We start from the raw sequence: 25,990 nt of genomic DNA on the forward strand, positions 1-25,990 counted from the left end.
GCGCCGCGTGTGGGCGCGGCGCCCTCGTGCTTTCTTTTTCGCGTCCCGTAGCGCGCGGGAGGCGCAGCGGACGGGATCACCTGGCCATTGTATCAGCTTACGCGGCCACGGTTCGCTGTGCGCGCCGCGGCGGACGCCGCCTCTACAGGTTGTAGAGGGCAGAGAACTTCTTGACCAGATAATCGCAGTAATACGTCGCGTCAAACGGGGCACCGCACGCGCCTGCGATGAGCTCGGGGGCGTCCTTGCCGCGACCCCAGCGCCAGATGCGGTCGCGCAGCCAGTCGCGCACCGGGGCCAGGTCGCCGGAGGCGCTGGCGCCGTCCACATCTATGCCTGCGCGTTCCATGGCGTCCACGTATTGCGCGCCGTAAGCGCTGCCGAGCGCGTAGCTCGGGAAATACCCGAAGCTGCCGCCCGACCAGTGCGTGTCCTGCAGGCAGCCGAGGGTGTCGTTGGGGACGTCGAGCCCCAGATAGCGCCGGGTGAGCTCGCGCCAGAGCGTCGGGATGTCGGCGACGCGCGCCTCGCCGGCAAAGAGCGCCCGCTCGATGTCGTAGCGGATCATGATGTGGAGCGGGTAGGTGAGCTCGTCGGCCTCCATGCGGATCAGCTGCGGGTGGGCGAGGTTGGCGGCGCGGTAGAGATCGTCGGCGCTCACGCTGCTGTACACCTCGGGTGCGTGCTTGCGGAGCACGGCAAGCAGGGGCTCCGCAAAGGCGCGCGACCGACCGACGATGTTCTCGAAAAAGCGGCTCTGGCTCTCGTGGATGCCCATCGAGGTGCCCCCGTCGAGGCACGTCCACGCGTAGGCGGGGTCGACATTCTGCTCGTATATGGCGTGACCGCCCTCATGCAGGATGGAGAAGACGTTGGAGAGCGCGTCCGTCTCATAGATGTGGGTCGTCACGCGCACGTCTCCGGGGGCAAAGCCGTCGGAGAAGGGATGCTCCACCTCCGCCACGGCGCAGCCGTCCATAACGAGCCCCTCGAGCTCGAGCAGGTCGCGCGCGATGGCGAGCTGTGCCGCGCGGTCGACGCGGGCGCTCCTAAAGGGGAGGTCGGGCGCCGGTTGGGGAGCGATCTCGCGGACAAGCGGCACCACCGTCTCTTTCACCTGGGCGAAGAACGCGTCGTAGGCGGCGGTGTCCATGCCGCGCTCGTACTGGTCGAGCAGCACGTCATAGGCGTCGCGCGCAGGGTCGAGCGCCTCCGCGCGGCGGCGGCAGGCGTCTACGATGCGCTCGACATAGGGCTCAAAGGACGCCCAGTCGTCGGCGAGCTTGGCGTGGTGCCACACGGCGTTCGCCTCGCTGGTGAGCTTGCTCCAGGCGATCTCCTCCTCGGTGGGGATGGCGCGCGCCTCGCGCTGGTCGCGGCTAAAGACATGGAGCTCGGTGGCCGTTTGGGCGTCAAGAGTGCCGGCGGCGGCGTCGGCCTCAAGCTCGGCGACGAGCCTCACCGATGCGTCAGAGGTCGTGAGTTCGTGCATCTCGCCGGCGAGGGCGCCCATGGCCTCGGCGCGCGCGGCGGCGCCGTTCTCGGGCGCGACGGTCTCTCCGTCGAACTCGAGCACGCTCATGAGGTAGTACTTCTGCTGGAGGGTGCGCTGCAGCTGTTTGAACGCGTCGATGCGGGAGGTTTCGCTCATGGCAACTCCTTTGTGGGGACGGTTGGGGCGGCGGCCCCAGTCGATATCCGCTCGATAGCATACCCAAGAGCGCACGCCCGATACCGCGGCGCGCCGGCACGGGTAGGCAGGTCCCTGCGTGTCGGCGCGAAACGGGCGCATCCCCGCCAGGGGGTGATGCGATACATTGACGATATTGTAGATAGCGTCAACAATGTGCCTCTCTCTGGTAGCATGATGCCCGTTTGTGCAACGGGAGAAAGAGAGCGCACATGGAAAAGAGGCCCATGAGCAGGGTGAAGAAAGTCGTTCTGGGCGTTGTCGGCGTACTGGTGGCGCTGGTCATCGTGGCCGCCGTGGCCGTCTTCGCCCTCTTTGGACACGAGCTTGCCACGCTCGGGTCCATCGAGAAGGTCAACGACTACCCGCTCTACACCATGACGTACGATGGCGATTACGGTATCGACGAGTTTATCGCCCAGGGCGGCGCCTCCAACGACGGCGAGCTCATCCAGTTTGTGGTGAACCGCATCATGAAGGGCCTGCCCATCACCATTGACCTGCCCGATCTGGCGTGCTCGACGTTCAACGCGACGACGTCGGAGGGTGACGCGCTCTTTGGGCGCAACTTCGACCTGTCCTTCTCGCCGGGCATGCTCGTGCGCACCGACCCTGCGGACGGGTACGCGAGCGTATCCATGGTGAACCTGGGCTTTCTGGGCTACGGCGAGGACAAGCTACCCGAGGACCTCGTCTCGAGTTTGACGACGCTCGCCGCGCCGTACGCGCCGCTCGACGGCATGAATGAGGCGGGGCTTGCCGTGGGCGTACTCCTTATCGACACCGACCCGACCGACCAGCAGACCGATAAGGTCGACATCACCACGACGACGGCCATCCGCATGATGCTCGACAGCTGCGCGACCGTGGATGAGGCCGTGGCGCTGCTGGAGCAGTACGACATGCACTCGAGCGCCAACAGCTGCTACCACTTCCAGATCGCGGACGCCTCGGGTGCGTCGGTGGTCGTTGAGTACATCGGCAACGAGATGAGCGTGCTCGAGCCCGGCGACGCGACCACTATGGGGGCGCTTTCCGGCGCGGCGGGCGTGACGTACCAGGCGGCGACGAACTTCCTGCTCACGCCGGGCGAGTACGACTTCGGCCACGGCCAGGACCGCTACGAGACGCTCATGAGCACGCTCAGCGCCGCGTCGGGCGTGCTTGCCGAGGACGAGGCGATGGACCTGCTCGCAGCCGTCGCGCAGGAGCCGCACCTCAATAGCCGTGGCGAGGAGAGCGCCACGCAGTGGTCGGTCGTATATAACCTGGATGACCTCACGGCGCGCATCGTCATGGGCGGTGCCTATGACGAGCCGGCGTATGAGGTGAGCCTCGTCTCGTAGTGCATGCGCTGACCGCCTTCGGTTTCCTTCGCGCCCCCGCCGTTCGGTAGGGGCGCTTTTGGTATGCTGAACAAAAACGAAGGGGTGTCCATGCCGTTTCTCACGCTTGTCATCATCTTGCTCGCCATCGCGGCGATCATCTCGCTGGTCTTCTCGTTTTTGGGAATCCTTCTGGTCGGCGCGCTGCGCCTGCTGCCCATCGTGTTCATCGTGCTGCTGGTGCTCGTGCTGATGGGCAAGGTCCGCATCAGCATCACGCGTGGCGACGGCAGGCGCAACCGTTGGTTTGAAGACTAGCATTGCGCACGGCGACTTATGCGAAAGGGGTACCCCATGGCGCTCGAACATCTTACGGAGACCGACCCCGATCTTGCCGGCGCGCTTAAGGCCGAGCTTGCGCGCCAGCGGTCGACCATCGAGCTCATCGCATCGGAGAACTTCGTCTCGCCGTCGGTGCTTGAGGCCGTGGGGAGCGTGCTCACCAATAAGTATGCCGAGGGCTACCCCGGGCACCGCTACTACGGCGGGTGCGAGCGCGTGGATGTGGTCGAGGACCTCGCGCGGCGCCGCGCCTGCGCGCTCTTCGGCTGCACGTATGTCAACGTGCAGCCGCATTCGGGCGCCAACGCCAACCTCGCCGCCTACGCCGCGCTGCTCGAGCCGGGGGATACCGTGCTCGGTATGCGGCTCGACCAGGGCGGCCACCTTACGCACGGCTCTCCGGTCAACTTCTCGGGCAAGCTCTATCGCTTTGTCCCCTACGGGCTCGACCCGGCGACCGAGACCATCGACTACGATGCCCTGGAGGCGCTCGCCCGCGCCGAGCGCCCGCGCCTTATCGTGGGCGGCGCCTCGGCGTACCCGCGTGTCATCGATTTCGAGCGGCTCGCCCAGATAGCGCACGGCGTGGGTGCGCTTCTCATGATCGATATGGCGCATATCGCGGGCCTGGTGGCGACCGGCGCGCACCCCTCGCCGTTCCCGCACGCGGACGTGGTGACCTCGACGACGCACAAGACGCTCCGCGGCCCGCGCGGCGGCCTCATTCTCACCAACGACCCCGCACTCGCCCGCGCCATCGACAAGGCGGTGTTCCCCGGCACGCAGGGCGGTCCCCTTATGCACGTCATCGCCGGCAAGGCGGCGTGTTTTGCCGAGGCGGCGACGCCGGCGTTCTCCTCCTACATCGCGCATGTGGTCGAGAATGCGGCGGCGCTGGGCGAGGGGCTTGTGGCGGGCGGCTTGCGCCTCGTTTCGGGCGGGACGGATAACCACCTCTGTTTGGTCGACCTCACAGCGGCGGGCGTCACGGGGCACGACGCCGAGCTTCTGCTCGATGCGGCGGGCCTTACCGTCAACAAGAACGCCATCCCGAGCGACCCGCTGCCGCCGCGCCAGACGAGCGGTATTCGCGTCGGCTCCGCTGCGGGCACGACGCGCGGGTTTGGCGCCGACGAGTTCCGTGAGATCGGCGAGCTCATCGCGCAGGTGGTGTTCCACGCAGATGACGAGCTCGCGCGGCGCGATGTCGCCGCGCGGGTGGATGAGCTTCTGGCAGCGCATCCGCTCTATCCGGAGCGGTAGCGCGTCTTGGGGTGAGGGGGCGCGCGTCCGCAGCGATGGCTGACCGCGTGCTCGGATTGGAAAGGGGAGGATTATGGGCGGCTGCTTCGTTTTGTTGCTACCGATTTTCTTGGTGGGGGCGGCGCTGTTCTTTGCGCTGCTCTTCGCGTTGCCGGTCTACGCGGTGTTTGCGCTCATCGCCTGCATCGTGCTTGTGTTGGTGGCCCGGCGCCTTGCGGCAGATGGAATATTCTCGCGGTATGCTGAGGACGATACTTGGCGGCGCTACGCGGCGCTCGCGGGTAAATGGCTGCTGTGGGCGGCTGTCGCCTACTTTGCCCTCTCGGGCATCGTGGCCTTAGTGCTGACGGTGTGGCTTTTGTCGTGACCCCGCGCCGCGGCGGCGCGCCGAGGCGCGTTTGTAAAACAGATATGAGATAGGGGAAAGGCGGGCAATTGCGCATGGACGCCATCAAGATTGGATTTGTTGGGTTCGGTAACATGGCGAGCGCTATGGCAGACGGGTGGATCGCCACAGGGGCGGTGGCGGTAGACGGCCTGTATGCGTGCGCCAGCCGCTATGAGGCGCTCTGCGAGCGCTGCGCCGCGCGCGGTATGCACGCCCTGCCCGACGCGGCGTCGCTGATAGGCGCGGTCGACCTCGTGGTCGTCGCCATCAAGCCGCATCTCATCGAGGAGGTGCTCGGCCCCCTTGCCGACGCCCTCGCCGCAAAGCCCGTGCTCTCCGTCGCCGCCGGGTGGGACTGCGCGCGCTACGAGGCGCTGCTCCCGGGTTCGCGCCATCTTTCGACCGTGCCCAACACGCCCGTCGCCATCGGCGAGGGCGTCATCGCCTGCGAGCGCCTCCATACGCTCGCGCCTGCCGAGCACGAGCTGGTCTGGGAGCTGCTCGGGGCACTCGGCACCGTTGTCACGGTTGAGAGCCGCCTGCTCTCCGTTGCCGGAACGGTGGGTGGGTGCGGCCCCGCGTTCATCGCCATGGTCATCGAGGCGCTGGGCGATGCCGCCGTCAAATACGGTATCCCGCGCGCCGATGCGTACCGCATGGTGAGCCAGATGATCGCCGGCACCGCCAAGCTGCAGCTCGCGACGGGCGACCATCCGGGTGCCATGAAGGACGCCGTATGCTCGCCGGGCGGTACGACCATCCGGGGCGTCGCCGCGCTCGAGCGCGCGGGCCTGCGCTCGGCCTTCATCCAGGCCATCGATGCCATCGAGGGCTAGCGCCCCGGGCCCTCGCCGTTCCGTTCACCGGCTCCTTGCGCGCCGTTAACAACGCGCAGGGGCAAACCTGCTATGCTATCGGCAACGATTCCCAGGCCCAGAGGAGGTCATCATGTTGGGTACGTTGATTGGTTTGATCATCGTTCTTGTGGTGATCATCGCGCTGCTCACCGATACGCTCTTTGTGGTGAAGCAGCAGCACGCCGTCATCATCGAGCGACTCGGTAAGTTCAACAAGATCGTGGGTGCGGGCTTTCACGCCAAGATTCCCGTGATCGACCGCAAGGCGGCTACCGTCTCCCTGCGCACCATGAAGAACGGTTTTGACATCGACGCCAAGACCGAGGACAACGTGACCATCGGGCTCGAGGTTTCCGCTCAGTACCACGTCTCGTACGACATGGGCACCGGCCCGGCGGACTCGGGCGTCTACAAGAGCTACTACATGCTGCAGCAGCCCGTTGCCCAGATGCGCGACTTCATCACCGACGCGCTGCGCTCCTCCATTCCGGTCTATACGCTCGATGAGGTCTTTGCCAAGAAGGACGACATCGCCAAAGACGTGAACGCCACCGTGTCCGAGCAGATGGCGGCCTACGGCTTCACGCTGGTCTCGACCCTCATCACTCGCATCGCGCTGCCGGCAGAGGTCGAGGACTCCATGAACCAGATCAACGCCGCGCAGCGTACCAAGGCGGCGGCGCAGGACCTCGCCGAGGCGGACCGCATCCGTCGCGTCACCGAGGCGAAGGCCGAGGCCGAGGCCATGGAGAAGGCCGGCGAGGGCATCGCCAACCAGCGCAAGGCCATCGCGGTCGGTATCAAGGACTCGCTCGAGACCATTCAGGAGACGGGCGTTTCCAACGACGAGGCCAACCAGCTCTTCATGTTCACGCAGTGGAGCGAGATGATGACGGAGTTCGCCCGTACGGGTAAGAGCTCGACGGTGGTGCTGCCGGCCGATTTCAAGGCGAGCGCCTCGATGTTCGAGCAGATGCTTACCGCGGGCGAGGCGGGTGACCAGGCGAACGTCCCGCCGGTGCCGCCGCAGGCATAACGCTAGGCGCGCGCCCCTCGGTAACGTGTATCCGTTGAGCGGACCGGCGAAGCCCGGTCCGCTTGCTGTATGAGGAGAGATGCCATGTCGGCTCAACGTATTGCCCGGTGCGGTCTGTGCTGTGCCCTGCTCGCGGTTAGCGCTTGGGTGAGCATCCCCTTGGGGCCGGTGCCCTTTACGCTGCAGACTTTGGTGCTTGCCATGCTGCCCGGCGTGCTCGCCCCGCGCGAGGCGGTGCTCACTGTGGCGACCTATCTCGTACTCGGCGTTGTGGGGCTGCCGGTCTTCTCCAACATGATGGGCGGGCTCGGTGTCATCTTGGGCCCTACGGGAGGCTTTCTCTGGGGCTTCTTGATCGGCATGGTGGCGGCAACCGCCATCGTCCGCATCGAGCGCCTGCCGCAGGCGGTGTGCGATACGCTCTCGCGGGGCGTCTTGCTGCTCATCTCATATGCGCTCGGTACGGTGCAGCTTATGATCGTGGGGTCGCTCACGCTGCCTGCGGCGCTTGCGGTGGCCGTGGTGCCGTTTGTGGTGCCCGACGCGATTAAGATGGCGGTCGGCGTGGTTGTCGCCCGTGCCGTGGCGCGCGCCCTGCCGCAGGGGGCGCGCCACGTCAGTGACCGCTAATCCGTATACTCGTAGGCGCCCACGCGCGAGGCAAAGCTGGCGAGCCACGTGTCGGAGTCGAGCACGGGACCGTCAGTCACCACGCCCTCGGCATCGGCCGTTGCCGTAAACTCCATGGATTCGTACATCTCCGTCGGCGTGAGCGTCTCCACCTCCTGTGTGAGGAAGGTCTCGAGCTCCGCGCGGTCGCTGTCGGTCACGTCTGCCGCTGCCTCGATGCCGTCGTTCAGGCCGCGCAAAAAGTCGGCCGCATCGTAGCCGAGCTCCATCAGGTCGGGCATGGTGATGTAGAAGTACGACGAGCACTCAAAGGCAAAGCCGTCCGCTGTGGCGTCGCCAAAGGCATACACGCTGTCGACGTCGTAGGTTCCCCGCGCCAGCACCCGCTCGGCGATGGGGCGCACGTCAATGCCGGCTTCCTCGGGGGTAAAGCCCATGATGTTGGTGAAGCCGTACGAGAAGCCGGCCATAACGCGCTCCACATAGGGTTCGCCGCCCGAGAGGGCGAACTCGAGCTCCTCAATCGTGGCGCTCTCGGTAGCCTCATCCAGTGCATCGCGCGCCGTGTCATACGCCGCGCCGTCGTAGTCGTAGGAATCCTCGTAGGTGTAGTCCTCTTCGTAGGTGTAATCGTCTTCAGAAAAGAGGCTGTCCACGCAGCTCGAGCAGCCTTCAAAGAGGGCGCCGATGGCTCCGCTCAGCGTGAAGAAGAGGATGAAGACGATAAGGCAGCCAAAGCTGTTCCGCCGCTTTTCCGGCCCTCCGCCGGTCACGGTCTTGCGTGCCCCGCGCTCGACTATGCGACGCTTTCGCTGTCCGCGTTCCCTTCGTCCGGTCGATGCCGCCTTCGGCTCGGGGGGCGTTTCCTCCCGCACGGGGGAGACGGGCGCGTCTGCGGGCTTGGCGCTGCCGCTATCGCTGCTTCGGTCGTGTCTTGCCCGCTGGGGCCGGTGCTTGCCGTGTCCGGGCTCCTTGCGCTCGTTGCGACGCGCCATGCGCCCGATGCCGTCATCGGCGTCAGGCTGCTCGCGCGACATCTCAAAATCAGGCTCGCCACCCGGCATGACCGGGTCGGGGGCGTTAAAGGGGTCGATGTTAGGTTCGGGGTCTGTGAAGTGCGGTTTCCAAGCCATAAGATCACCCTCCCGAAGGCAAACGTCTGCAACGGGGCGCCCGAGGCGCCCGTCGGCGCGAGGCTACAGGGTCCAGCCGTCCTCGTCTTCGCTCGCCGGGCCGCGGTCGACGTACATCTGGTGCGTGCGCCTCTCGGTTACGAACGCGATGATGCCGATGATGACGATGCCGCCAAAGAACAGCACGGCCAGGCCGGCACGAGTGGAAAAGAGAAAGGTAAAAATACCGTCCATGTCTTGTCTGCTTCTCGCCTTCTCCCTAGGGGTCTCGATGCAATAAGTATATACTTGCCTGAGCGCATGGTGCGTAAGCTCCGTGCAAGTACCGCCTGAAATTCGGAGCATATGACCGGGAGGAACCATGCTCGATATCAAATTTGTTCGCGAGAACCCCGATGCCGTCGATGAGGCCATGGCAAACCGTCAGACCTCGTGGGACCGGGAGCGCTTCTTCGCCCTCGACGAGGAGCGCCGCTCTGTCATCACCCAGGTTGAGGAGCTGCAGGCCACGCGCAATGCCGAGTCAAAGAAGATCGGCGCCCTCATGCGCGAGGGCAAGCGCGACGAGGCGGAGGCCGCCAAGGAGGCCGTCCGCAAGGTCAACGACGAGATCGATGGCCTGGCCGAGCGCCGGAGCGCGCTGGAGGCCGAGCTCACCGACTTCATGGCGCACCTGCCCAACATCCCCGGCTCCGCTACGCCGGTGGGTGTGGATGAGTCCGAGAACCCCGAGCGCCGTCGCTGGGGCGTCCCCCGCGACTTTGCCGCCGAGGGCTTTGAGCCCAAGGCGCACTGGGATCTGGGGACGGACCTCGGTATCCTCGACTTCGACCGCGGTTCCAAGCTCTCCGGCGCGCGCTTTACCGTGCTCGCCGGCGCGGGCGCCCTGCTCGACCGCGCGCTCGAGAACTTCTTCTTGAACACCCATATCTCCCGCGGCTTTACGGAGTTCACGCCGCCCGTCATCGTCAATCGTGAGATCATGTACGGCACCGGCCAGCTCCCCAAGTTTGAGGACGACGCCTACCACACGGGTGAGGACCAGTTCCTCATCCCCACGGCCGAGGTCGCGCTCACCAACCTGCATGCGGGCGAGATTCTCGACGGCGCCGACCTGCCGCTGCGCTACACCGCCGGCACCCCGTGCTTCCGCGAGGAGGCGGGCTCGGCGGGTCGCGATACGCGCGGCATCATTCGCCAGCACCAGTTCACCAAGGTCGAGATGGTCAAGTTCGCGCGCCCGGAGGAGTCCGACGCCGAGCTCGAGAGCATGACGGCTGAGGCCGAGTACCTCCTCCAGCAGCTGGGGCTGCCGTACCGTGTCATCAGCCTTTGCACAGGCGACCTCGGCTTCTCGGCGCGCCAGACGTACGATATCGAGGTGTGGCTGCCGAGTTACAACAGCTACAAGGAGATCTCGAGCTGCTCCAACTGCGGTGACTTCCAGGCACGTCGCGCCAACATCCGCTACCGCGAACCCGAGAGCTTCAAGGGCACGCGCTACGTGCACACGCTGAACGGCTCGGGTCTTCCCACCGGGCGCACCATGGCCGCCATCATGGAGAACTACCAGAATGCCGACGGCACCATCACGGTGCCCGAGGTCCTGCGTCCGTATATGGGCGGCATGGAGGTTATCGGCGCATAGGCGCCCCGCTATCGGTCAGATGGGCCCCGGCGCCCTCCCTCCGAGACGAGCGCTTCGCTCGTTACACAATCGTCTCGGAGGGAGGGCGCCGGGGCCTTTCCTGTTGAAGGGTGCTGTTACCGAAGCGCGCCTAGCGACCCCAGCGCTCAAAGAAGGCGAGAGCGTTCTCGCTGCACAGGCGAGCGGTCACGCGCTCGCCAAAGCGCTTCTCGAGGCGCTGCTGGAACGCGGGCATCTGCGCCGCCGTCTCGATGACGGGCGGGGTGTCGCATCCATCGAAGTCACTGCCGAGGGCGATGATGTGCTCGCCTCCGAGCTCGAGCCAATGATCGATGTGGCGCGAGATGTCGTCGAAGGTCGGCTTGATGTCCGGTGCCCGGTCACCCAGGAAGATGTCGGCGAAGTTGAGGCCCACGAGCCCGCCGCGATCGCGTATCTCGCCAAACTGCGCGTCGGTGAGGTTGCGGCGGTGCCCGCAGACGGCGCGGCTGTTGGAGTGGCTGGCAACGAAGGGGCGCTCTGTAAGGGCGGCAACTTCATCGAAGCACCGGTCGTTGAGGTGCGACACGTCGACGATCATATGCACGCGCTCCATTTCGGCGAGCGCGGCGCGCCCGAGGGGTGTGAGCCCCCGCTCAGGGGCGTCATGGCCGCTTGCGAGCGGACCGGGCGCATTCCAGCTGAGCGATGCCATGAGGACGCCGGAGCATGCGAGCTCCTCGATGAGGGAAAGATCGTGCGCAAAAAGCGTCGCGTTCTCAATGGTGCGGACGGCCACGATACGCCCGGGTGCGAGGCGGGGCCGTATATCTTGGGCTCGCCGCGCCTCGGTTGCGCGCCCGTCGTTGCGCGCGAGCTCACCGTCAAGGTAGGCCCGTACATGGCGGTAGAACGCACACGCTTGCTCGGGTGTCAGCTCATCGGGGATGTAGCAGGCGAAGCACTGAGCCCACGAAAGGTCCCCTATGGCCCTGAGGGAGAGGTGGCCGCGGTTTTCGGCGAGCTCCCGTATCCGCTCCGGCTCAGCCTCATCCCCGGGACCGTACGTATCGCTGCCCAACTGTTCGCGTAGCGCGGCAGGTAGCGTCTGCCAGGCAAGCCGGTCGGCGGTGTCGCAGTGAAGGTCGAAAACGGGGTAGGTCATACCAAGCGTTCCTTTGCATACGAGGGCGGTCGTGCGCATCCCATGGTACTCGTCTGTCCCTACCACGGCGTGCGGACAAAGAAACGAAATGTCAACAAAAAAAACACGAACACATGTTTGTATTTCGGGTACGGTAGTCCTATACCAGTTGCCAGCAGATCAAAGGAGGTATTGATGGGAGAGCGACGGCAGGATATCGGGGTAGGTGCCCTCTTGTTTGAGAGCGAACCGGATGAGGAGCGGCTGTGCATCGAGGCGCGCATGCTGACAGACGGGGGCATGGTCATCCATCAAGAGAGCGAGGGAGACCTGACGCTATGGTGCTTCGAGGAGTCTCCGCACCGCGTCGATACGGTGCTGGGGCACGAGGCGGTGCGCGGCCTCGCGGAGTATTTCCATGTCGATACGACCGAGCAGCTCGTCGAGGTGCTCGTAATGGAGTTCTGCGGCTACGATGCCGCGGTGCGCGTGCGCAGACTCCTGAAGCGGCTCGAGCTCGCGTACGAGGTGCACGAGCATCCGGTGGTGCGATAAGCCGGTTTGGGTTGCAACGGTGCAGATGATGGGGTATGGATACGAAAAGAGGGCCTTACCGGCCCTCCCTCAAATGCGTTGTGGTGCGGCATGTAGGATTCGAACCTACGACCTTTTGATTCGTAGTCAAACGCTCTATCCAGCTGAGCTAATGCCGCAGCGCAAGGGATATATTCGCACGTAGGGGGATGCTCGTCAAGAACTTTTTTGAAAACTTTTGCGAGATTGTGGAGAACCTGGCGTGCATATGTCTCTGAGCTGCGGAAGGAACGCATCCTGTGCTGCCCTGAATGAGACTTGTCGTTCTTTGGAGTGCGCTATTCGGTCATACTTTCCATCTATGGGACGCCAATCCGAGGGGAAGGAGCGACGGTGAGCGAGATGACCCCGTCTGCTGTTTACTTTACGAATCTCCGTACGTACGCGCGCGAGAGCCAGCTCGATAAGCTGAAGCGGCTTATACGCCGCGCCGGTATCGGCCAGATCGATTTTGAGAACAAGTTCGTTGCCATCAAGATCCACTTCGGCGAGCTCGGCAACCTATCCTTTTTGCGGCCGAACTATGCGCGGGCGGTGGCTGACGTGGTGAAGGAGCTGGGAGGCAAGCCGTTTCTTACCGACTGCAACACGCTCTACGTGGGCAGCCGCAAAAACGCGCTCGAGCACATCGATTGCGCCTACCAGAACGGGTTCACCCCGTATGCCACGGGATGCCACGTGATCATCGCCGACGGCCTCAAGGGCACCGACGAGGCGCTGGTGCCGGTCGAGGGCGGCGAGTACGTCCAGGAGGCCAAAATCGGCCGCGCCCTTATGGACGCCGATATCGTCATCTCGCTCACGCATTTCAAGGGCCATGAGCAAGCGGGCTTCGGCGGCTGCATGAAGAACATCGGCATGGGCGGCGGTAGCCGCGCGGGCAAGATGGAGCAGCACGCGGCGGGCAAGCCGAGCGTGAAGACGGAGGCGTGCGTCGGCTGCCGCGCATGCGAGCGCATCTGTGCCCACGGGGCCGTTTCGTTCGAGGGCACGCGCGAGCGCACGCTTGCCAACGGCGGGACCCGGTCCGTGCACGTGGCCTCTATCGACCACGACCGCTGCGTCGGCTGCGGCCGGTGCATCGGTGCGTGCAACCAAGATGCCATCGAGCCCGATTACGACCAGGCGGTCGAGGTCCTCAACTACAAGATCGCCGAATACACCAAGGCGGTGGTGCAGGGGAGACCGGCGTTCCACATCTCACTCGCCATCGATGTCTCGCCCAATTGCGACTGCCATCCCGAGAACGATACGCCCATCGTGGGCGACATCGGTATGTTCGCGAGCTTCGATCCGGTGGCGCTCGACCAGGCGTGCATCGATGCGGCGCTCGCGCAGCCGGCGCTGCCCAACAGCGAGCTCACCGATATGCGCGCCAAGCTGGAGGGGGCGGGCGGCGTGCCGGAGCGCTGCGTGCACGATCACTTCAACCTGACGCATCCGGACACCAACTGGCGCTCAATGATCGAGCACGGCGAGAAGATCGGTCTTGGTACGAGCCGGTACGAGCTCGTCGAGGTGAAATAAGGGGGCTGCTGCCAAGCAGGACCTTCGTTGCGGCGGGCGTCTGCGGGCGCCCGCCGCTTTTGCGCTGAGGGCGGATGCCCAGCCGAGCGCGTACAACATCCCCGACTACGCCACCCAGGGTAAGCCGTGCGAGCTCAGCGTCAAGGACTCCAAGCTCGTCGCAACGTTTGTGTGGACGAAAAACGTGCTGGGCGATTACTCGTGGCGGTGCGATGGCGGCAACCAGGCGAAGCTCGTGTTCGACGAGGTCGCCGCACCGGCGGTGGATGAGGTCGCCGGCCTGTGGGGCACCGTGTACTACACGCTACGCAACGCCGACGGCAGCGAAGGCTACACGGTGACCACGCTGGTCAAGCCCGGGAACCTCTCTGTGGGCACCCCCTACCTGAAGGATGGTGCTTGGAAGGCCGATCTCACGGTCGACGCTCTCACCGCGCCCGAGGACTACGGCATCACCCTGCCGGGTTGGTACGATGACGAGTACCGTCTCAATACGGAGGATTCGACGCTCACGTTCACGATGACGCGCAGCGCGGAGGGCACGTGGACCGCCGATCCCCTCGACACCGCAACGCTCGTCTTCGATCCCGTCGTCGCGCCCGCGTTCGACATCAAGAGCGAGCTGCTCGTCTACGGCACCGTGACCTACGACCTGAAGTACGCCGACGGCACCGCGTACGAGAACAAAACCTACCTCGTTTCCGACGACAACATCGTAAGCGTGGACACGCCCTACCAGACCGCGGATGGCTGCTGGGCGGTCGACGTGACCCTCAAGGACACCGCGACGCCCGACGCCTACCAAGTGCCCGACTGGGCGCTCAGGGACGGCGCGTGGGCGCTCGACGCCGCGGCCTCCGACCTCACCCTGACGTTCCGCACGCTGAGGGCGGACGGGACCACGTGGTACTGCAGCGGCGCCGACCGGGCCAACCTCGTGTTCGTGGAGCAGACGGGTGATACCGGCGAGCAGCCGGGCGGCGACGGCGAGCAGCCTGGCGACACGACTGGCCCCGATGCGAAGCCGGGCGATGTGCAGCCCGGTGACGGGAACGCGCAGGGCGGAACCTCTCAGACCGATGGTAACCGTGGGGGTTCCGGCACCAAGGCCAAAGGGGCCGAAGGGGCCGACAAGAACGGGTCGCCCCAGACCGGCGACCCAGCGACGCTCGGTATGGTGGCCTTTGCGGCCGCCGGTGCGGCAACGCTTGCCGCCGGCGCCGAGTTCCTCCGTCGCCACGCATAACGTTCGTTTCTTCTTGCGCTGAAGAGCCGGGGCACGACGCCGCTTGCATGCGTCGTGCCCCGGTATGTTTGTCGGCCCACCCGTCTGGTGTGTCCGGCTCGCAACGTGACGCACGGGTCGGAATAGAGACCTGCTGCGGAGCGGGCGGCTATCTGCTATAGTTATGAGCAGTCTAATTTGGGAGGATTGCTTACCGATATGTCCGCATCAGGCGACAGCTCCTTACCGCGAAGTACCTCGGGCGCGGCAGACGCGCCCGCATCCGCGGCGGTGGCGGGAGACGCCCCCGCACCTGCCGAAGATGACGTTTGCGCCACGTGCCGCAAACGTCGCCGCTCCTGCCCCAAGTACCCGCGTCCGGCAAAGGACGAGGCGTCATCGGGGCTGCCTCTCTACACCCTGGGGGAGGAGATCGCCAACGCCATCACCCACGGCATCGGCGTTTTGCTCGCCATCGCCGGCCTCGTCCTTCTTATCGTAAAGGCGGCGTTGGGCGGCGCGGAGCCGACGCACATCGCATCGGCCATCGTCTTCGGCGTGACGCTCATTCTCGAGTACCTTGCATCGACGCTGTACCACGCCATCCAGGTGCCGGCGGCCAAGCGCGTGTTCCGCATCATCGATCACAGTAGCATCTACCTGCTCATTGCGGGCTCCTACACCCCGTTTTGCCTCATCACGCTCGCCCGTGTGGGCGGTGTTCCGCTCTTCGTGGTGGTGTGGGCCCTCGCCATCGTGGGCATCTCGTTCGAGATCATCGGACGCCAGCGTCAGCCGCGGTGGGTGACCATCCTCATCTATCTCTTCATGGGTTGGCTCGTGGTATTTCGCCTGCCGCAGCTTATCGCCGTGCTCGATCCGGTGGCGCTCGCCCTCCTCGCGGTGGGCGGTCTTTGCTACACCGTCGGCTGCGCGTTCTACGTCATGAAGCACATCCGCTATATGCACAGCGTATGGCACCTCTGGGTGCTTGCGGGCAGCATATTTCAGTTCATGGCGGTGATTCTGTACGTGATCTGATCCGAGTCTCGCGGGTCGCCGCATCCCGTGGCTGCCCGCCACCCGCTTCGTGCGCCCACCGGCGCGCATCCTTGTCATCTAACCTGGGAGGTTTGATTTCGCCATATGGGCATTGCCATATCTATCGTAGCCACGCTCCTTCTCACCGTAATGAACGGGTATTTCTCCATGTCGGAGATGGCCCTCACCACCGCGAAGCGCGCGAGCCTCGAGCACGACGCCGAGGAGGGCGACAAACGGGCGACGGCGGCGCTGGAGCTCGCGGCCGACTCTACCGATTTTCTCGCCACCATCCAGGTCGCCATCACCCTCGTCGGCTTCTTCTCGGCAACGGTCTCGTCCAACACGCTTTCCGATCCGTTGACCAGTTGGGTCGAGTCGTTTGGCATCGCCCCTCTGAGCGCCATCGCGCCCGTGGCATCTCCCATCGTCATCACGCTAATCGTCTCCTACCTCTCGATTGTGATCGGTGAGCTGGTGCCCAAGCGCATCGGTCTCTCCGACGCCGAGGGAATGGCGAAGTCGGTTGCCGGACCCATCATGTTCTTCCGCAAGATCGCGAAGCCCTTGGTCTGGCTCACGCAGGCATCGGCTAACGGCATCTCCGCCGTGCTCGGCATCAAGAGCGCCGACGACCGCCAGAACGTCTCTGAAGAGGAGATCAAGTACATGGTCTCCGAGCAGGACGGCATGCGCGACGAGGAGAAGCGCATGATCCACGAGATCTTCGACCTCGGCGACGCCGTGGCGCGCGAGGTCATGGTCCCGCGCGTGGACGTCGAGATGGTCGAGGACACCGACTCCATCGAGGCGGTGATGGACGTCATGCGCAAGACCGGCTTCTCGCGCGTGCCCGTCTTCCATGAGGACCCCGACAACGTGGTGGGCATCGCGCACATCAAGGACCTGATCGAGATCGCGCTTTCCGGCGAGGGCAAGCGCCCGGTGGCAACGAGCCTGCGCGACGCAACCTTCGTGCCGGACACGAAGGACATCCTGCCGCTTCTCTCCGAGATGCAGACCGCTCACGAGCAGATGGTCGTCGTGGTGGACGAGTACGGCGGCACGGCGGGTGTCATCACGGTCGAGGATATCGTCGAGGAGATCGTGGGCGAGATCGAAGACGAGTTTGACCCCGACAACAAGTACCTGACGCGCCTCTCGCGCCGCGAGTGGCTTGTCGACGGACGCTTTAGCTGCGACGACGCCATCGACCTGGGCTGGCCCATCGAGGAGAGCGACGATTACGAGACCATCGCCGGCTGGATTATGGATTTCTGCGATTCGGTGCCGGATATCGGCGAGATTTTCTCGGTCGAGGGCTATAAGTTCAAGGTCCAGTCCATGCGCGGCCAGCGCATCTCGCTCATTCGCGTCATCGCGCCCGAAGAGGAAGAGCGCACCCCCGCGTCGGGCGAGACGGCGAAAGAGGGCGAGCGGGAGCAGCGTGACGCTCACGAGAAAGTTGAGGGTACCGCCGAGGGCGACGCGCGCTCGCGGGACCGTTAGAATACGAGAAAGAGGCGCGCGCGCAGCCGCCCGAACCGGTGCCGATAGATCGGAGAGCCATGGCAGATCTGTTCAACATCATGAAGATCCACGTCAGCGCTGACAAGTTGCGCGCCCGTGTGCTGGTGAACCCCGGCATGCCCGTGCGGACGTCTGAGGATATCGAGGCCACGGCGCGCGTGTACTATCTGGCGCCCGCCATCGCTCAGCATGCCTGCTATGGGGATGCGGGGGAGAAGTTCCAGGATTGCATGGGCGACACCGAGATCGCCCATCTGCTCGAGCACCTCACGGTGGAGATCATGAACGAGACCGGGCTCGCCGGCGCCATCTCGTGCGGGCGCACGAAGGGCGTGGCGGAGGACCCGCGGCTTTTCGATATCGAGCTCAGCTGCCCCGACGACGCCCTGACGGTGGGCGCGCTCTCGTCGGCGGCGTTTATGATGCAGTGGGCGTTTGTGCATCCCGACACCCCGGCGCCCGATTTTGCGGGCACGGTCGGCGCGCTGACCCAGCTTGTCCGCAACCTGCGCGGCGAGGCGGATGTTCCCGCCGCCGCGGAGGAGGTTTCCGACGCCGCGCCGGCAGATGATGACGGTGCGGTCGTGGATACCGAGGCGGCGATGGAGCAGGCGGCCGGCAACGAGGCGTCTGATGCGGTGTTTGGCGGCGCCGCCGCGGCATCGCATTCGGCATAGGGGCTTGGAAGCGCCCCCGGATCCGCTCGGCGTGCTGCGAGGCGCGCGATTTGTCTGCGCGAATTGTCTTGGCAATAGACGGGCCTGCCGTTCCGGCGGTGCCGGCAATCTGGGTATAATGATGCCCACCTGTACATAGAATCTCACTGGAGGGGATCGACATGGGTAAGACGTTCAGCTTTGTGGTCGGTGCGGCGCTCGGTGCTGCGACGGGCGCGATCATCGGCATTCTCGTCGCGCCGCGCTCGGGCGCCGAGACCCGTGCGATGGCAAGCGATATGGCCAACGACGCGTGGGATAACGCGCGTGATTTCTACGAGCAGGGCACCGAGCAGGTTCGCACGGCCATGAGCGACTTCGGCCCCATGGTCGACGCCAAGACCGATGAGCTTCGCGCCAAGGTCGATCTTGCGCGCGAGCGCATGGACCAGCTCCGCGAGACCCTGAACGAGGCCGTCTCCTCGGGTACGGTCACGCCCGCGATGGACGTTGAGGTCGAGGTCGCTCCCGCGGCAGAGGCTGCTGCCGAGGCGTAATGCGCGCTCAGGACTTTCAGGGCGTCAAGCTCTACCGGGTGCCGCCGCAAGGCAAGCGCACCGACAAGGATGGCGTGCCCGTTCGGCCCAAGAAGATGGGGAAGATTCATTTTCCCGTGTTCACGCCGGACGGCACGCGTCTTGTGGGCTTTATGGTGACGCCCCCCGAGATCGCCGGTATGGTCAAGCTGCCCGACGTCTTTGTTGCCTACGATGCCCTCGAGCCGTTTGAGGGCGTGCTGTGCGCCGTGGACGAGAAGGGCTCGTTCGATAAGGCTGCGGGCAAGCGCCTGGGTGTCGACATCGACCACTGCCTCATCTGGACGGGTATGGATGTGCGCACCCGCTCGGGCGAAGCCCTCGGCTATTGCGCCGATGCCGCCTTCAACCCCAAAACGGGTGCGGTGGAGAGCTACGCCCTTACCCGCAGCGCCACCGCGAGCATGCTGCTGGGCAACGTTGAGATGCCCGCGCGCTACCTCGTGGGATATCGCGAGGGGTGCATGATCGTGGACGACGCCGTGGTGGACCTCGACGTCTCGGGCGGCGCGGCTGCCAAGGCGGCCGAGGTCACGGTCGCCGTGAGCTCCAAGGTCAAAGAGGGCGCGAAGGTGCTCGATGACCGCGGATCGGTTGCCGTCGAGAAGGGCACGCGCGCCGTCGGGCGGCAGCTCGGCAAAACGAAGGGCATGTTCAAGGCCTTTACGACGGAGTTCAAGAAGGCGGCGGGAACGCCCCCCAAAAAGAAGAAGGGCGCCTGATCCGCCGGTGGGGAAGTCGGTTGGCGAGCGCGGCCTCCCCATCTGACATAGACGGCTCGTCATACGTTGGCGAGGGGGAGAATCATTGCCTAAACGTCGAACCTCCTACTCAGCGCCCCGGCCCACCATGCGCACCGGCAAGGGCGGCTACCAGCTGCCCCGCGGCCGCGCGCGCTCGCAGCGGCGTCCGGGGGCTACCTACCTCAATCATTCCCAGGGCTTTGGCCGCCGACGCCAGGGTTTCCGTGCGGGCGGTCCCAACACACGCAAGCCCTATGCGATTCTGGCGGTCGGCTGCGCGTTTCTCTTTTTTGTGGCGAGCATCATCTGGTACCTCAACCGCTCGGTGGAGATTACCTATAACGATGAGCCGACGAGCGTGCGCATCAACTCCTCCATCACGCAGTTTATCGAGGACAACGAGCTTGCCGATACCTACGATGCGGGCGATTTGCTCGCCGTGGACGACTCCGTGCTCGAGCGCGGGGGCGGTGCGCGCTATACCGTGACCCTGAACGGCGAGGAGGTTGCGGAGGACGCTTGGGGAACGACGCTTCTCACGGGCGGCGAGACGCTCGCGGTGGCTGATGGCGCCGACGTCTATGAGGAGCACGAGGTTCAGGCGACCGAGATCGCCCCCACCGTCACGATTGACGGCACCGGTGCCATCGAGTACGTCAAGACATGGGGCATACCCGGCCGTTCCGAGGTGTGGACGGGCAAGGTCTCGGGTATCACGGCCGATCGAGGCGTGGTTCAGGAGGTCGTCAACTGCGAAATCGCCCGCGCATCGGTCTATCCCGCAGATAACAAGAAGGTCGTCGCGCTGACGTTTGACGAGGGGCCGAGCTCTGCCACGCAGGACATCTTAGCGGTGCTGGCCGAGAAGAGCGTGCGCGCGACGTTCTTTTTGGAAGGCGATGCCGTCGAGGCGAACCCCGCCGCGGCTAAAGCCATCGTTGACGCCGGTTGCGAAATTGGTTCCAACACCTATAGTGATACCGATTTGACCACGCTTTCGGCAGATGAGGTACGCAGCCAGATCACGCGCGGTGCCGACGCCATCGAGCAGGCGACGGGCAAGCGCACGAGCTTGGTGCGGGCACCCTTCGCCTCGTTCTCACTCGAGAACTGGACGCAGGCGATGGATTTGGTGAGCGCGGTGGTCTCGTGGAACGTCGACTCCGGCGACTGGCTGCTGCCCGGTTCGAGCGAAGTGGCAAGTACCGTGGTGGATTCGGTGGGCACGGGCGACATCGTGCTTCTGACCGATAACGAGGCTACGGCCGGGCAGACCGCTGCAGCGGTCTCCGAGCTCGTGGACCGCCTGCTTGCCGAGGGGTATGAGATCGTGACGCTCTCCGAGCTCATCGCGACCGACGAGGACCTGAAGGACGCAATCGATCTGTCGCGGGTAACGATGCCCGAGAACGCCGTGCTCCCCGCCCTTCCGACTGAAACGACGGAATAGCGGCGGGCGCCTAGGGGCCGCGGCGCGCAGACGGGCGAGCAGGCCGGTGCGCCGGCGGGGGCGGAGGAGGTTCGCGCAATGCCTCAGGAAAAGCGCGCTCATGCGCAAAGGGATGTCCATATGCGGCACGCCCCGCGGCAGGCGCAGGTCCCGCACCGGAGGAGTGTGCGGACGAGCGCTCCTCATCAGCGGGGAGCCGAGGTGCGGATGCCCCGGCTTCATCCCCGGCGGGCGCACGCTGCAGTGGCGGTATTCACCCTCTTTACGGTGCTTGTCGTGGTGGCGGCGGTTGTCGGTTGGTACTTCTTGCTGCGCGATGTGACGGTGACGGTCAACGGCGAGGCGGTGGCCGCGCGGGTCAACACCCCGCTCACGGCCCTGCTTTCCGACAACGGCTATTTTGGCGTGCGACCGGGGCGCCTGCTTTCGGTTGCCGGCAACGTGCTCGATGAAGAGGGAGGCACCGACTGCACGGCGACGTATAACGGCGACCTGCTCGCAGAGAGCTCTTTCGCCGGCACGCTCGTTGCCGAGGGCGATGAGCTGACGGTGGCAGATGGCGTGGATGTTGAGGAGCCGAGTCATGAGGAGGAGGCGACGCTTCTGCCGGGCATCCAGAAGGAGGAGGGTGGCGCCATCCAGTTTGTGACGCAGTGGGGGCGCGCGGGCAAAAGAACCGTGCGCCGGGGCGAGCGCTCCGGCGAGACCGTCGACGTCGCCGTGATCGAGCCCGCAACCGATATGGTGGTCTCCTCCATCAACCCGGCTCCGGCGGGTGGTAGCTACATCGCCCTCACCTTTGATGACGGGCCGAGCATCTATACCCCGGATATCCTTGCGATCCTGAAGGAGAAGAAGGCTCCGGCAACGTTTTTCAACCTCGGCGCCAGCGTGGCCAAAGATCCGGCGGGCGCGCAGGCTATCGTGGACGCGGGCTGTGAGCTCGCGAGCCACACCAACGCCCATCAGAACCTCCCCACACTCGACCGGGACAGCCTGCGTGCGGAGATAACCTCGGCAGCCGACACCCTCGAGCAGGCGACGGGCGTGCGCCCCGCGTTCATCCGCGCGCCGTACGGCGCCTTCACCGAGGTCGAATGGGCGCGAGCGGGCGATGTGGTGGCGGCCAACGTGCTGTGGAACATCGACACCCGCGACTGGGAGCGCCCGGGGCCGGAGGCCATCACCCGTGCGGTGCTCGACAACGCCTACAACGGCGCCATCGTCCTCATGCACGACGGCGGCGGCAACCGCGAGCAGGATATCGAGGCGTTGCCGGGCATTATCGACGGCCTGAGGGAGCACGGCTACACGCTCGTGACGGTGGGCGAGCTCATGAAGCTCGACGGTCGCGTGCCGCAGGAGGTTATCGACGGCGCCGTCGCCATGCCGGCTGACGCGGCGATGCCCGCCCTCTAGCGCGTGCGCTCAGGCGACCTCGACCGGCGTCGAACGTGGTATAGTAGCTAGGTTGTTGCAAGGGTTACGAGAAAGGCATCAGGTGAAATCCAAACCTCGACCGCATAGTCGCTAACCCCTGCGGGTGCTTCTTCTGGGGCGCGCGCACGGGGTGCCCACCCGCATCCGCCGCGCGGACCGACGTCTGCGGCGGAGTGCGCTCGTCGCTGCCATTGGGGCTATGATGCCCCGCGCCCCGCTGCGCTCACGCACCAGCGAGGCGCAGCCATAAAGGAGCTCCCATGAACTACTTATCCGAGATGCTCAAACTCCCCGTCATCGATCAGGCGGGGGAGAAGCTCGGTGTCGTCAACGATCTCGGCATCGCAACCGGCGAGGTCTTTCCCCATATCACATCGCTGGCGTTTCAGGGCCCGGGCAAGACGCCGTTTATGATCAGCTGGCGCAAATACGTCGACCACGTGGACGAGACGGGCGTCTATCTCAAGGCCATAAGCACCGACGTGCGCTTCTCCTACCTGCAGCCCGACGAGGTGCTGCTCGCGCGCGATATCCTCAACAAGCAGATCGTGGACACGCAGGGCATGAAGGTCGTGCGCGTCAACGACATCAAGCTGTCCGCCACGGGCGACAACCAGCTGCGCCTGCTCGGTGCCGAGGTGGGTGCCCGCGGCCTTCTGCGCTCGCTCCATCCGGCGCTCGAGCGCGTGGTCACCAAACTTGCCGGCGCGGTGGCCCACCCGCTCAAGGAGGACATCATCGCCTGGTCCTATATGGACCTGCTCGACCGTTCGACGCAAAATATCAAGTTGTCGGTCTCGCATAAGACGCTCGACGAGCTGCATCCCGCCGACATCGCCGACATCATCGAACAGCTCGATCCGCGCCTGCGCACGCAGGTGTTTGCCCAGCTCGACACCGCGCAGGCGGCCGAGGCCATCGGCGAGATCGACGACGACGACCTCGCGGCCGAGGTGCTCGAGGGCATGAGCGACCGCGACGCGTCGAGCATGCTCGCCCTCATGGACCCCGACGACGCGGCCGCCCTCATTGAGGAGCTCGATTACGAGAAGGCCGAGAAGCTCCTGCGCCTGATGGGTGTGAAGGAGGAGAAGGCGATCCGCAACCTGCTCGGTTACGAGGAGGACACGGCGGGCCGCATCATGACCTCCGAGTTTGTGGCGCTGCCGGCCACCGCGACCGTGGCCGACGCCGTCGAGGCGATTCGCGCGCTCGACGAGGACTTTGAGAGCGTGTACTACGTTTATACGCTCGACCCCGCCGGCGCGCTCACGGGCGTGCTCAGCCTGCGCGCGCTCATCGTTGCCGAGCGCGACGAGCGCCTTTCCGAGCTGGCGTATCGCGACGTGGTGTGGGTCGCCCCCGACCTCGATCAGGAGGACGTGGCGGACGAGATGACCAAGTACAACCTCGCCGCCATCCCCGTGTGCGACGAGGCGCGCCACATCCTAGGCATCGTCACCGTCGACGACGCTCTCGACGTCATCGCCGAGGAGCATGAGGAGGACCTGCAGATCGCCGGCGTGGGCGCGGCCGAGAGCGCTCCGGGCGAGCCGACGCACATCCTCTCGTGGTTCGCCCGGCATCAATACTGGATCTTGGTGTGGGCCATCGCCTCGGGCATCATCGCGGCGGCGCTGGGTTGGATGGGTGACCTCGAGCGGTACTTCATCTATCCCATGTGCGTCATGCCCGTCGTGCTCATCGCCGCGGCGCGCGTGATCTCGTATGTGCGCGGCTACTATCTGGAGCGTGACGAGCACGAGGGCGAGGAGCGGCCGTACCTCGGGTTCTTCCTGCAGACGACCGGTATCGGCATCGCGCTCGCCGCCGTCATCTACCTCTGCGGGCAGCTGGTGCTGGGGGCGGCCGTTCCCGAGGACGTGATGGCACAGGCGGGGGACCGCGTCGAGCTCGCCGGCCAGCTGCTTGCGGCGGCGGCGCTCACGCGCTGCTTCATATGCGCGGCGGCGGTGACGGCGTTCTCGTGCGCGACGTCGGTCGCCTACCTCAAGCTCCTCGCCTGGCGCGACGAGCACGATCGCAACACCTCGGGCACGGCCCTTTCCGTATCGGCGGTGCTCGTTGCCTGCGTGCTCTATTCCGTCGCCGCGACGCTTTCCGTCGTCGCCCTGGTGGCGTAAGCGGGGCGCCCGATGGCTCATCGCACGCAGCAGAAACTGACGCTTGCCGCCGTGCTCGGCGCTATGGGGCCGGGGCTTCTGGCGGCGCTCGCCGGAAACGACGCGGGCGGCATCGCCACCTATTCGAGCGCCGGCGCGTCCTTTGGTTACCAGACGCTCTGGATCCTGCCGATCATGGCGGTGCTTCTCATCGTAGTGCAGGAGACCGCGGCGCGCTGCGGCTGCGTCACGCTGCGGCTGCGTCACGGGCAAGGGCTTCGCCTCGCTCATCCGCGAGAAGTTCGGCGTGCGCAAAAGCGCGCTCGCCATGGCGGCGCTGCTCATCGCCAACACGGCGGTTACCATCTCGGAGTTCGCGGGCCTTGCGAGCGGGCTTGCGCTCTTCGGGGTGCCCAAGACCATCTCGGTGCCGCTGGTGGGCTTGGCGATCTGGCTGCTCACCATGTCGGGGAGCTTCCGGCGCATCGAGCGCATTCTGCTTGCGGTGAGCTGCGTGTTTGTGACCTATGTCATCGCGGCGTTCATGGTGGGGCCCGACTGGGGCGCCGTCGCCGCCTCGACGGTGATGCCGCAGCTCGTGGCGCGCCCCCAATACGTGTCGCTGCTGGTGGCGACGATCGGCACCACCATCGCGCCGTGGATGATCTTTCTCGCGCAGAACAACGTCGTCGATAAAAACGCCGACGAGACCGATATCCCGCTGCAGCGGGTCGATACCGTCTCGGGCTCCGTCATCGCCTGCGCCATCGCGTGGTTCATCATCGTGACGACCGGATCGGTGCTGTTTCCCGCCGGCATCGAGGTGGCCGATGCCGCGGATGCGGCGCTGGCGCTCGAGCCCATCGTGGGCCCCTGGTCGACGGTGCTGTTCGCCGCCGGCCTGGTGGCGGCGAGCTTCTTGGCCGCCTGCGTGCTCCCCGGCGTGACGTCGAGCGCCATCTGCGAGGCCTTTGGATGGGAGCGCGGAGCCGATCGCAGTTGGGAGGAGGCACCCGTCTATCGCGGCATCATCAGCGCCATCATCATGTTCTCGGCGCTGCTGGTGATCCTGCCCGGCGTCAACCTGTTTGAGATCATGATGTCCGCCCAGGTCATCAACGGCGTGCTGCTGCCGGTGCTGCTCGTTTTCCTGGTGTTCATCGCGGGTGACAAGATCATCATGGGCACCTACCGCAACGGTCGCGTGTGGAATGCTCTCACGTGGGCGACCATCGCCCTCATCACCGTGCTCACCGTCATCATGTTCGCCCTGCAGATACTGGGGTTCTAGGAGGGGCGCCTACCTACACCTCGCGGCCACTTCACGGTTGATTGAGGTTCTGTCATTTCCGTCAACGTGGATGGCATAACCGGTTTTGCGGACTAAAGTAGGAGGGTGTGTCACGAGAGAAACGGACCGAATCTTGCCCATGCCGCCCCCTTCTTCCGGTCGACCGCATCGCCGGCAGGTAACCCCACAGCGTCGCGCGGAAAGCGCGCGCGACGCGCATGACGCCCGCGCCGTCCCGACGCGCGCTGCGCGCAGTCGCCCGGGCGCACGCCGCGCGGCGGATGCGCGCGCGGAGGGGAGGCGCGCGCCGCAGGGGGAGCGCGCGGCATCCGCACAGAA

The 25,990-nt window shown here is 65.4% G+C and carries 23 protein-coding genes, 1 tRNA gene and 1 pseudogene; 20 read left to right on the forward strand and 5 right to left on the reverse strand.

The features are described 5' to 3' along the window. Nucleotides 1–142: 142 nt before the first annotated feature. Nucleotides 143–1,651 carry a carboxypeptidase M32 gene (locus B5F70_RS07805; protein WP_087205020.1) on the reverse strand — a complete coding sequence of 503 codons (1,509 nt, stop codon included), beginning with the start codon at nt 1,649–1,651 and terminating at the stop codon, nt 143–145. Between the two features lie 266 nt (nt 1,652–1,917). Here B5F70_RS07805 and B5F70_RS07810 point away from each other — a divergent pair, with 266 nt between their 5' ends. From B5F70_RS07810 to B5F70_RS07840, 7 genes are all read left to right on the forward strand, one after another. Continuing rightward, on the forward strand, nt 1,918–3,036 hold the full coding sequence (locus tag B5F70_RS07810) for a C45 family peptidase (protein ID WP_087205077.1): 1,119 nt from the start codon (nt 1,918–1,920) through the stop codon (nt 3,034–3,036). Between the two features lie 90 nt (nt 3,037–3,126). After that, entirely contained in the window at nt 3,127–3,333 is a 207-nt protein-coding gene (locus B5F70_RS07815; protein WP_087205021.1) for a hypothetical protein, read from the forward strand. Between the two features lie 36 nt (nt 3,334–3,369). Then, nucleotides 3,370–4,620 carry a serine hydroxymethyltransferase gene (glyA, locus tag B5F70_RS07820; protein ID WP_087205022.1) on the forward strand — a complete coding sequence of 417 codons (1,251 nt, stop codon included), beginning with the start codon at nt 3,370–3,372 and terminating at the stop codon, nt 4,618–4,620. 73 nt (nt 4,621–4,693) lie between these two features. Next, on the forward strand, nt 4,694–4,987 hold the full coding sequence (locus B5F70_RS07825; protein ID WP_087205023.1) for a hypothetical protein: 294 nt from the start codon (nt 4,694–4,696) through the stop codon (nt 4,985–4,987). 74 nt (nt 4,988–5,061) lie between these two features. Then, a complete protein-coding gene (gene proC, locus B5F70_RS07830; RefSeq protein ID WP_087205024.1) occupies nt 5,062–5,844 on the forward strand; it encodes a pyrroline-5-carboxylate reductase in 783 nt (260 codons plus the stop codon). A 112-nt stretch (nt 5,845–5,956) separates the two neighbouring features. Beyond that, nucleotides 5,957–6,901, forward strand: a complete 945-nt coding sequence (locus tag B5F70_RS07835) for an SPFH domain-containing protein (protein ID WP_087205025.1) — start codon at nt 5,957–5,959, stop codon at nt 6,899–6,901. 84 nt (nt 6,902–6,985) lie between these two features. Next, nucleotides 6,986–7,531: a biotin transporter BioY gene (locus tag B5F70_RS07840; protein ID WP_087205026.1), complete on the forward strand. Its 546-nt coding sequence runs from the start codon at nt 6,986–6,988 to the stop codon at nt 7,529–7,531. On the opposite strand, the gene B5F70_RS07845 is transcribed toward B5F70_RS07840, so the two are convergent. Both B5F70_RS07845 and B5F70_RS10705 read right to left on the reverse strand, forming a co-directional pair. Further along, complete coding sequence (locus tag B5F70_RS07845; RefSeq protein WP_087205027.1) at nt 7,528–8,664, reverse strand: hypothetical protein; 1,137 nt, start codon at nt 8,662–8,664, stop codon at nt 7,528–7,530. The two genes, B5F70_RS07840 and B5F70_RS07845, sit on opposite strands and share 4 nt — an antisense overlap. Nucleotides 8,665–8,727: 63 nt before the next feature. After that, nucleotides 8,728–8,898 carry a DUF6724 family protein gene (locus tag B5F70_RS10705; RefSeq protein ID WP_164476599.1) on the reverse strand — a complete coding sequence of 57 codons (171 nt, stop codon included), beginning with the start codon at nt 8,896–8,898 and terminating at the stop codon, nt 8,728–8,730. Nucleotides 8,899–9,025: 127 nt separating this feature from the next. Here B5F70_RS10705 and serS point away from each other — a divergent pair, with 127 nt between their 5' ends. Beyond that, nucleotides 9,026–10,312: a serine--tRNA ligase gene (gene serS, locus B5F70_RS07850; RefSeq protein WP_087205028.1), complete on the forward strand. Its 1,287-nt coding sequence runs from the start codon at nt 9,026–9,028 to the stop codon at nt 10,310–10,312. Nucleotides 10,313–10,442: 130 nt separating this feature from the next. Here serS and B5F70_RS07855 read toward each other — a convergent pair whose 3' ends face one another. After that, nucleotides 10,443–11,456: a membrane dipeptidase gene (locus tag B5F70_RS07855; protein ID WP_087205029.1), complete on the reverse strand. Its 1,014-nt coding sequence runs from the start codon at nt 11,454–11,456 to the stop codon at nt 10,443–10,445. Between the two features lie 174 nt (nt 11,457–11,630). Here B5F70_RS07855 and B5F70_RS07860 point away from each other — a divergent pair, with 174 nt between their 5' ends. Beyond that, nucleotides 11,631–11,990 carry a hypothetical protein gene (locus tag B5F70_RS07860; RefSeq protein WP_087205030.1) on the forward strand — a complete coding sequence of 120 codons (360 nt, stop codon included), beginning with the start codon at nt 11,631–11,633 and terminating at the stop codon, nt 11,988–11,990. Nucleotides 11,991–12,071: 81 nt separating this feature from the next. On the opposite strand, the gene B5F70_RS07865 is transcribed toward B5F70_RS07860, so the two are convergent. After that, nucleotides 12,072–12,148, reverse strand: a tRNA-Arg gene (locus B5F70_RS07865). Nucleotides 12,149–12,371: 223 nt separating this feature from the next. On the opposite strand from B5F70_RS07865, the gene B5F70_RS07870 reads away from it, so the two are divergent. The 11 genes and pseudogenes from B5F70_RS07870 to B5F70_RS07925 all read left to right on the forward strand — a co-directional run bounded on the left by B5F70_RS07870 (nt 12,372) and on the right by B5F70_RS07925 (nt 25,651). Further along, nucleotides 12,372–13,556, forward strand: a complete 1,185-nt coding sequence (locus B5F70_RS07870; RefSeq protein ID WP_087205078.1) for a DUF362 domain-containing protein — start codon at nt 12,372–12,374, stop codon at nt 13,554–13,556. 184 nt (nt 13,557–13,740) lie between these two features. Then, nucleotides 13,741–14,802 (forward strand): hypothetical protein, encoded by a 1,062-nt coding sequence (locus B5F70_RS10780; protein WP_206383526.1) that lies wholly within the window; start codon nt 13,741–13,743, stop codon nt 14,800–14,802. Nucleotides 14,803–15,000: 198 nt separating this feature from the next. Next, nucleotides 15,001–15,822 (forward strand): hemolysin III family protein, encoded by an 822-nt coding sequence (locus tag B5F70_RS07885; protein WP_241145944.1) that lies wholly within the window; start codon nt 15,001–15,003, stop codon nt 15,820–15,822. A gap of 105 nt (nt 15,823–15,927) precedes the next feature. Then, on the forward strand, nt 15,928–17,331 hold the full coding sequence (locus tag B5F70_RS07890) for a hemolysin family protein (protein ID WP_087205031.1): 1,404 nt from the start codon (nt 15,928–15,930) through the stop codon (nt 17,329–17,331). Between the two features lie 59 nt (nt 17,332–17,390). Further along, a complete protein-coding gene (locus tag B5F70_RS07895) occupies nt 17,391–18,029 on the forward strand; it encodes a hypothetical protein (protein ID WP_087205032.1) in 639 nt (212 codons plus the stop codon). Between the two features lie 161 nt (nt 18,030–18,190). Continuing rightward, nucleotides 18,191–18,565: a YtxH domain-containing protein gene (locus B5F70_RS07900; RefSeq protein WP_087205033.1), complete on the forward strand. Its 375-nt coding sequence runs from the start codon at nt 18,191–18,193 to the stop codon at nt 18,563–18,565. Beyond that, nucleotides 18,565–19,326, forward strand: coding sequence for a hypothetical protein (locus B5F70_RS07905; protein ID WP_087205034.1), 762 nt, complete (start codon nt 18,565–18,567; stop codon nt 19,324–19,326). The genes B5F70_RS07900 and B5F70_RS07905 overlap by 1 nt, the downstream gene beginning before the upstream one ends. Before the next feature lie 85 nt (nt 19,327–19,411). Then, nucleotides 19,412–20,797, forward strand: coding sequence for a polysaccharide deacetylase family protein (locus B5F70_RS07910; RefSeq protein ID WP_241145945.1), 1,386 nt, complete (start codon nt 19,412–19,414; stop codon nt 20,795–20,797). A gap of 243 nt (nt 20,798–21,040) precedes the next feature. Continuing rightward, on the forward strand, nt 21,041–22,216 hold the full coding sequence (locus B5F70_RS07915) for a polysaccharide deacetylase family protein (RefSeq protein WP_158094967.1): 1,176 nt from the start codon (nt 21,041–21,043) through the stop codon (nt 22,214–22,216). Between the two features lie 281 nt (nt 22,217–22,497). Next, complete coding sequence (locus B5F70_RS07920; RefSeq protein WP_087205037.1) at nt 22,498–24,381, forward strand: CBS domain-containing protein; 1,884 nt, start codon at nt 22,498–22,500, stop codon at nt 24,379–24,381. A gap of 12 nt (nt 24,382–24,393) precedes the next feature. Beyond that, a pseudogene (locus B5F70_RS07925) lies at nt 24,394–25,651 on the forward strand (divalent metal cation transporter). Nucleotides 25,652–25,990: the final 339 nt, after the last annotated feature.

The organism is Collinsella sp. An268 (assembly GCF_002159765.1).
In the GTDB taxonomy this organism is placed as follows: Bacteria; Actinomycetota; Coriobacteriia; order Coriobacteriales; family Coriobacteriaceae; genus Coprousia.

Coding starts and splice junctions, on each gene's coding strand:
- B5F70_RS07805 (WP_087205020.1), bottom strand. CDS start 1,651: ATGAGCGAAACCTCCCGCATCGACGCGTTCAAACAGCTGCAGCGCACC.
- B5F70_RS07810 (WP_087205077.1), top strand. CDS start 1,918: ATGAGCAGGGTGAAGAAAGTCGTTCTGGGCGTTGTCGGCGTACTGGTG.
- B5F70_RS07815 (WP_087205021.1), top strand. CDS start 3,127: ATGCCGTTTCTCACGCTTGTCATCATCTTGCTCGCCATCGCGGCGATC.
- glyA (WP_087205022.1), top strand. CDS start 3,370: ATGGCGCTCGAACATCTTACGGAGACCGACCCCGATCTTGCCGGCGCG.
- B5F70_RS07825 (WP_087205023.1), top strand. CDS start 4,694: ATGGGCGGCTGCTTCGTTTTGTTGCTACCGATTTTCTTGGTGGGGGCG.
- proC (WP_087205024.1), top strand. CDS start 5,062: ATGGACGCCATCAAGATTGGATTTGTTGGGTTCGGTAACATGGCGAGC.
- B5F70_RS07835 (WP_087205025.1), top strand. CDS start 5,957: ATGTTGGGTACGTTGATTGGTTTGATCATCGTTCTTGTGGTGATCATC.
- B5F70_RS07840 (WP_087205026.1), top strand. CDS start 6,986: ATGTCGGCTCAACGTATTGCCCGGTGCGGTCTGTGCTGTGCCCTGCTC.
- B5F70_RS07845 (WP_087205027.1), bottom strand. CDS start 8,664: ATGGCTTGGAAACCGCACTTCACAGACCCCGAACCTAACATCGACCCC.
- B5F70_RS10705 (WP_164476599.1), bottom strand. CDS start 8,898: ATGGACGGTATTTTTACCTTTCTCTTTTCCACTCGTGCCGGCCTGGCC.
- serS (WP_087205028.1), top strand. CDS start 9,026: ATGCTCGATATCAAATTTGTTCGCGAGAACCCCGATGCCGTCGATGAG.
- B5F70_RS07855 (WP_087205029.1), bottom strand. CDS start 11,456: ATGACCTACCCCGTTTTCGACCTTCACTGCGACACCGCCGACCGGCTT.
- B5F70_RS07860 (WP_087205030.1), top strand. CDS start 11,631: ATGGGAGAGCGACGGCAGGATATCGGGGTAGGTGCCCTCTTGTTTGAG.
- B5F70_RS07870 (WP_087205078.1), top strand. CDS start 12,372: ATGACCCCGTCTGCTGTTTACTTTACGAATCTCCGTACGTACGCGCGC.
- B5F70_RS07885 (WP_241145944.1), top strand. CDS start 15,001: ATGTCCGCATCAGGCGACAGCTCCTTACCGCGAAGTACCTCGGGCGCG.
- B5F70_RS07890 (WP_087205031.1), top strand. CDS start 15,928: ATGGGCATTGCCATATCTATCGTAGCCACGCTCCTTCTCACCGTAATG.
- B5F70_RS07895 (WP_087205032.1), top strand. CDS start 17,391: ATGGCAGATCTGTTCAACATCATGAAGATCCACGTCAGCGCTGACAAG.
- B5F70_RS07900 (WP_087205033.1), top strand. CDS start 18,191: ATGGGTAAGACGTTCAGCTTTGTGGTCGGTGCGGCGCTCGGTGCTGCG.
- B5F70_RS07905 (WP_087205034.1), top strand. CDS start 18,565: ATGCGCGCTCAGGACTTTCAGGGCGTCAAGCTCTACCGGGTGCCGCCG.
- B5F70_RS07920 (WP_087205037.1), top strand. CDS start 22,498: ATGAACTACTTATCCGAGATGCTCAAACTCCCCGTCATCGATCAGGCG.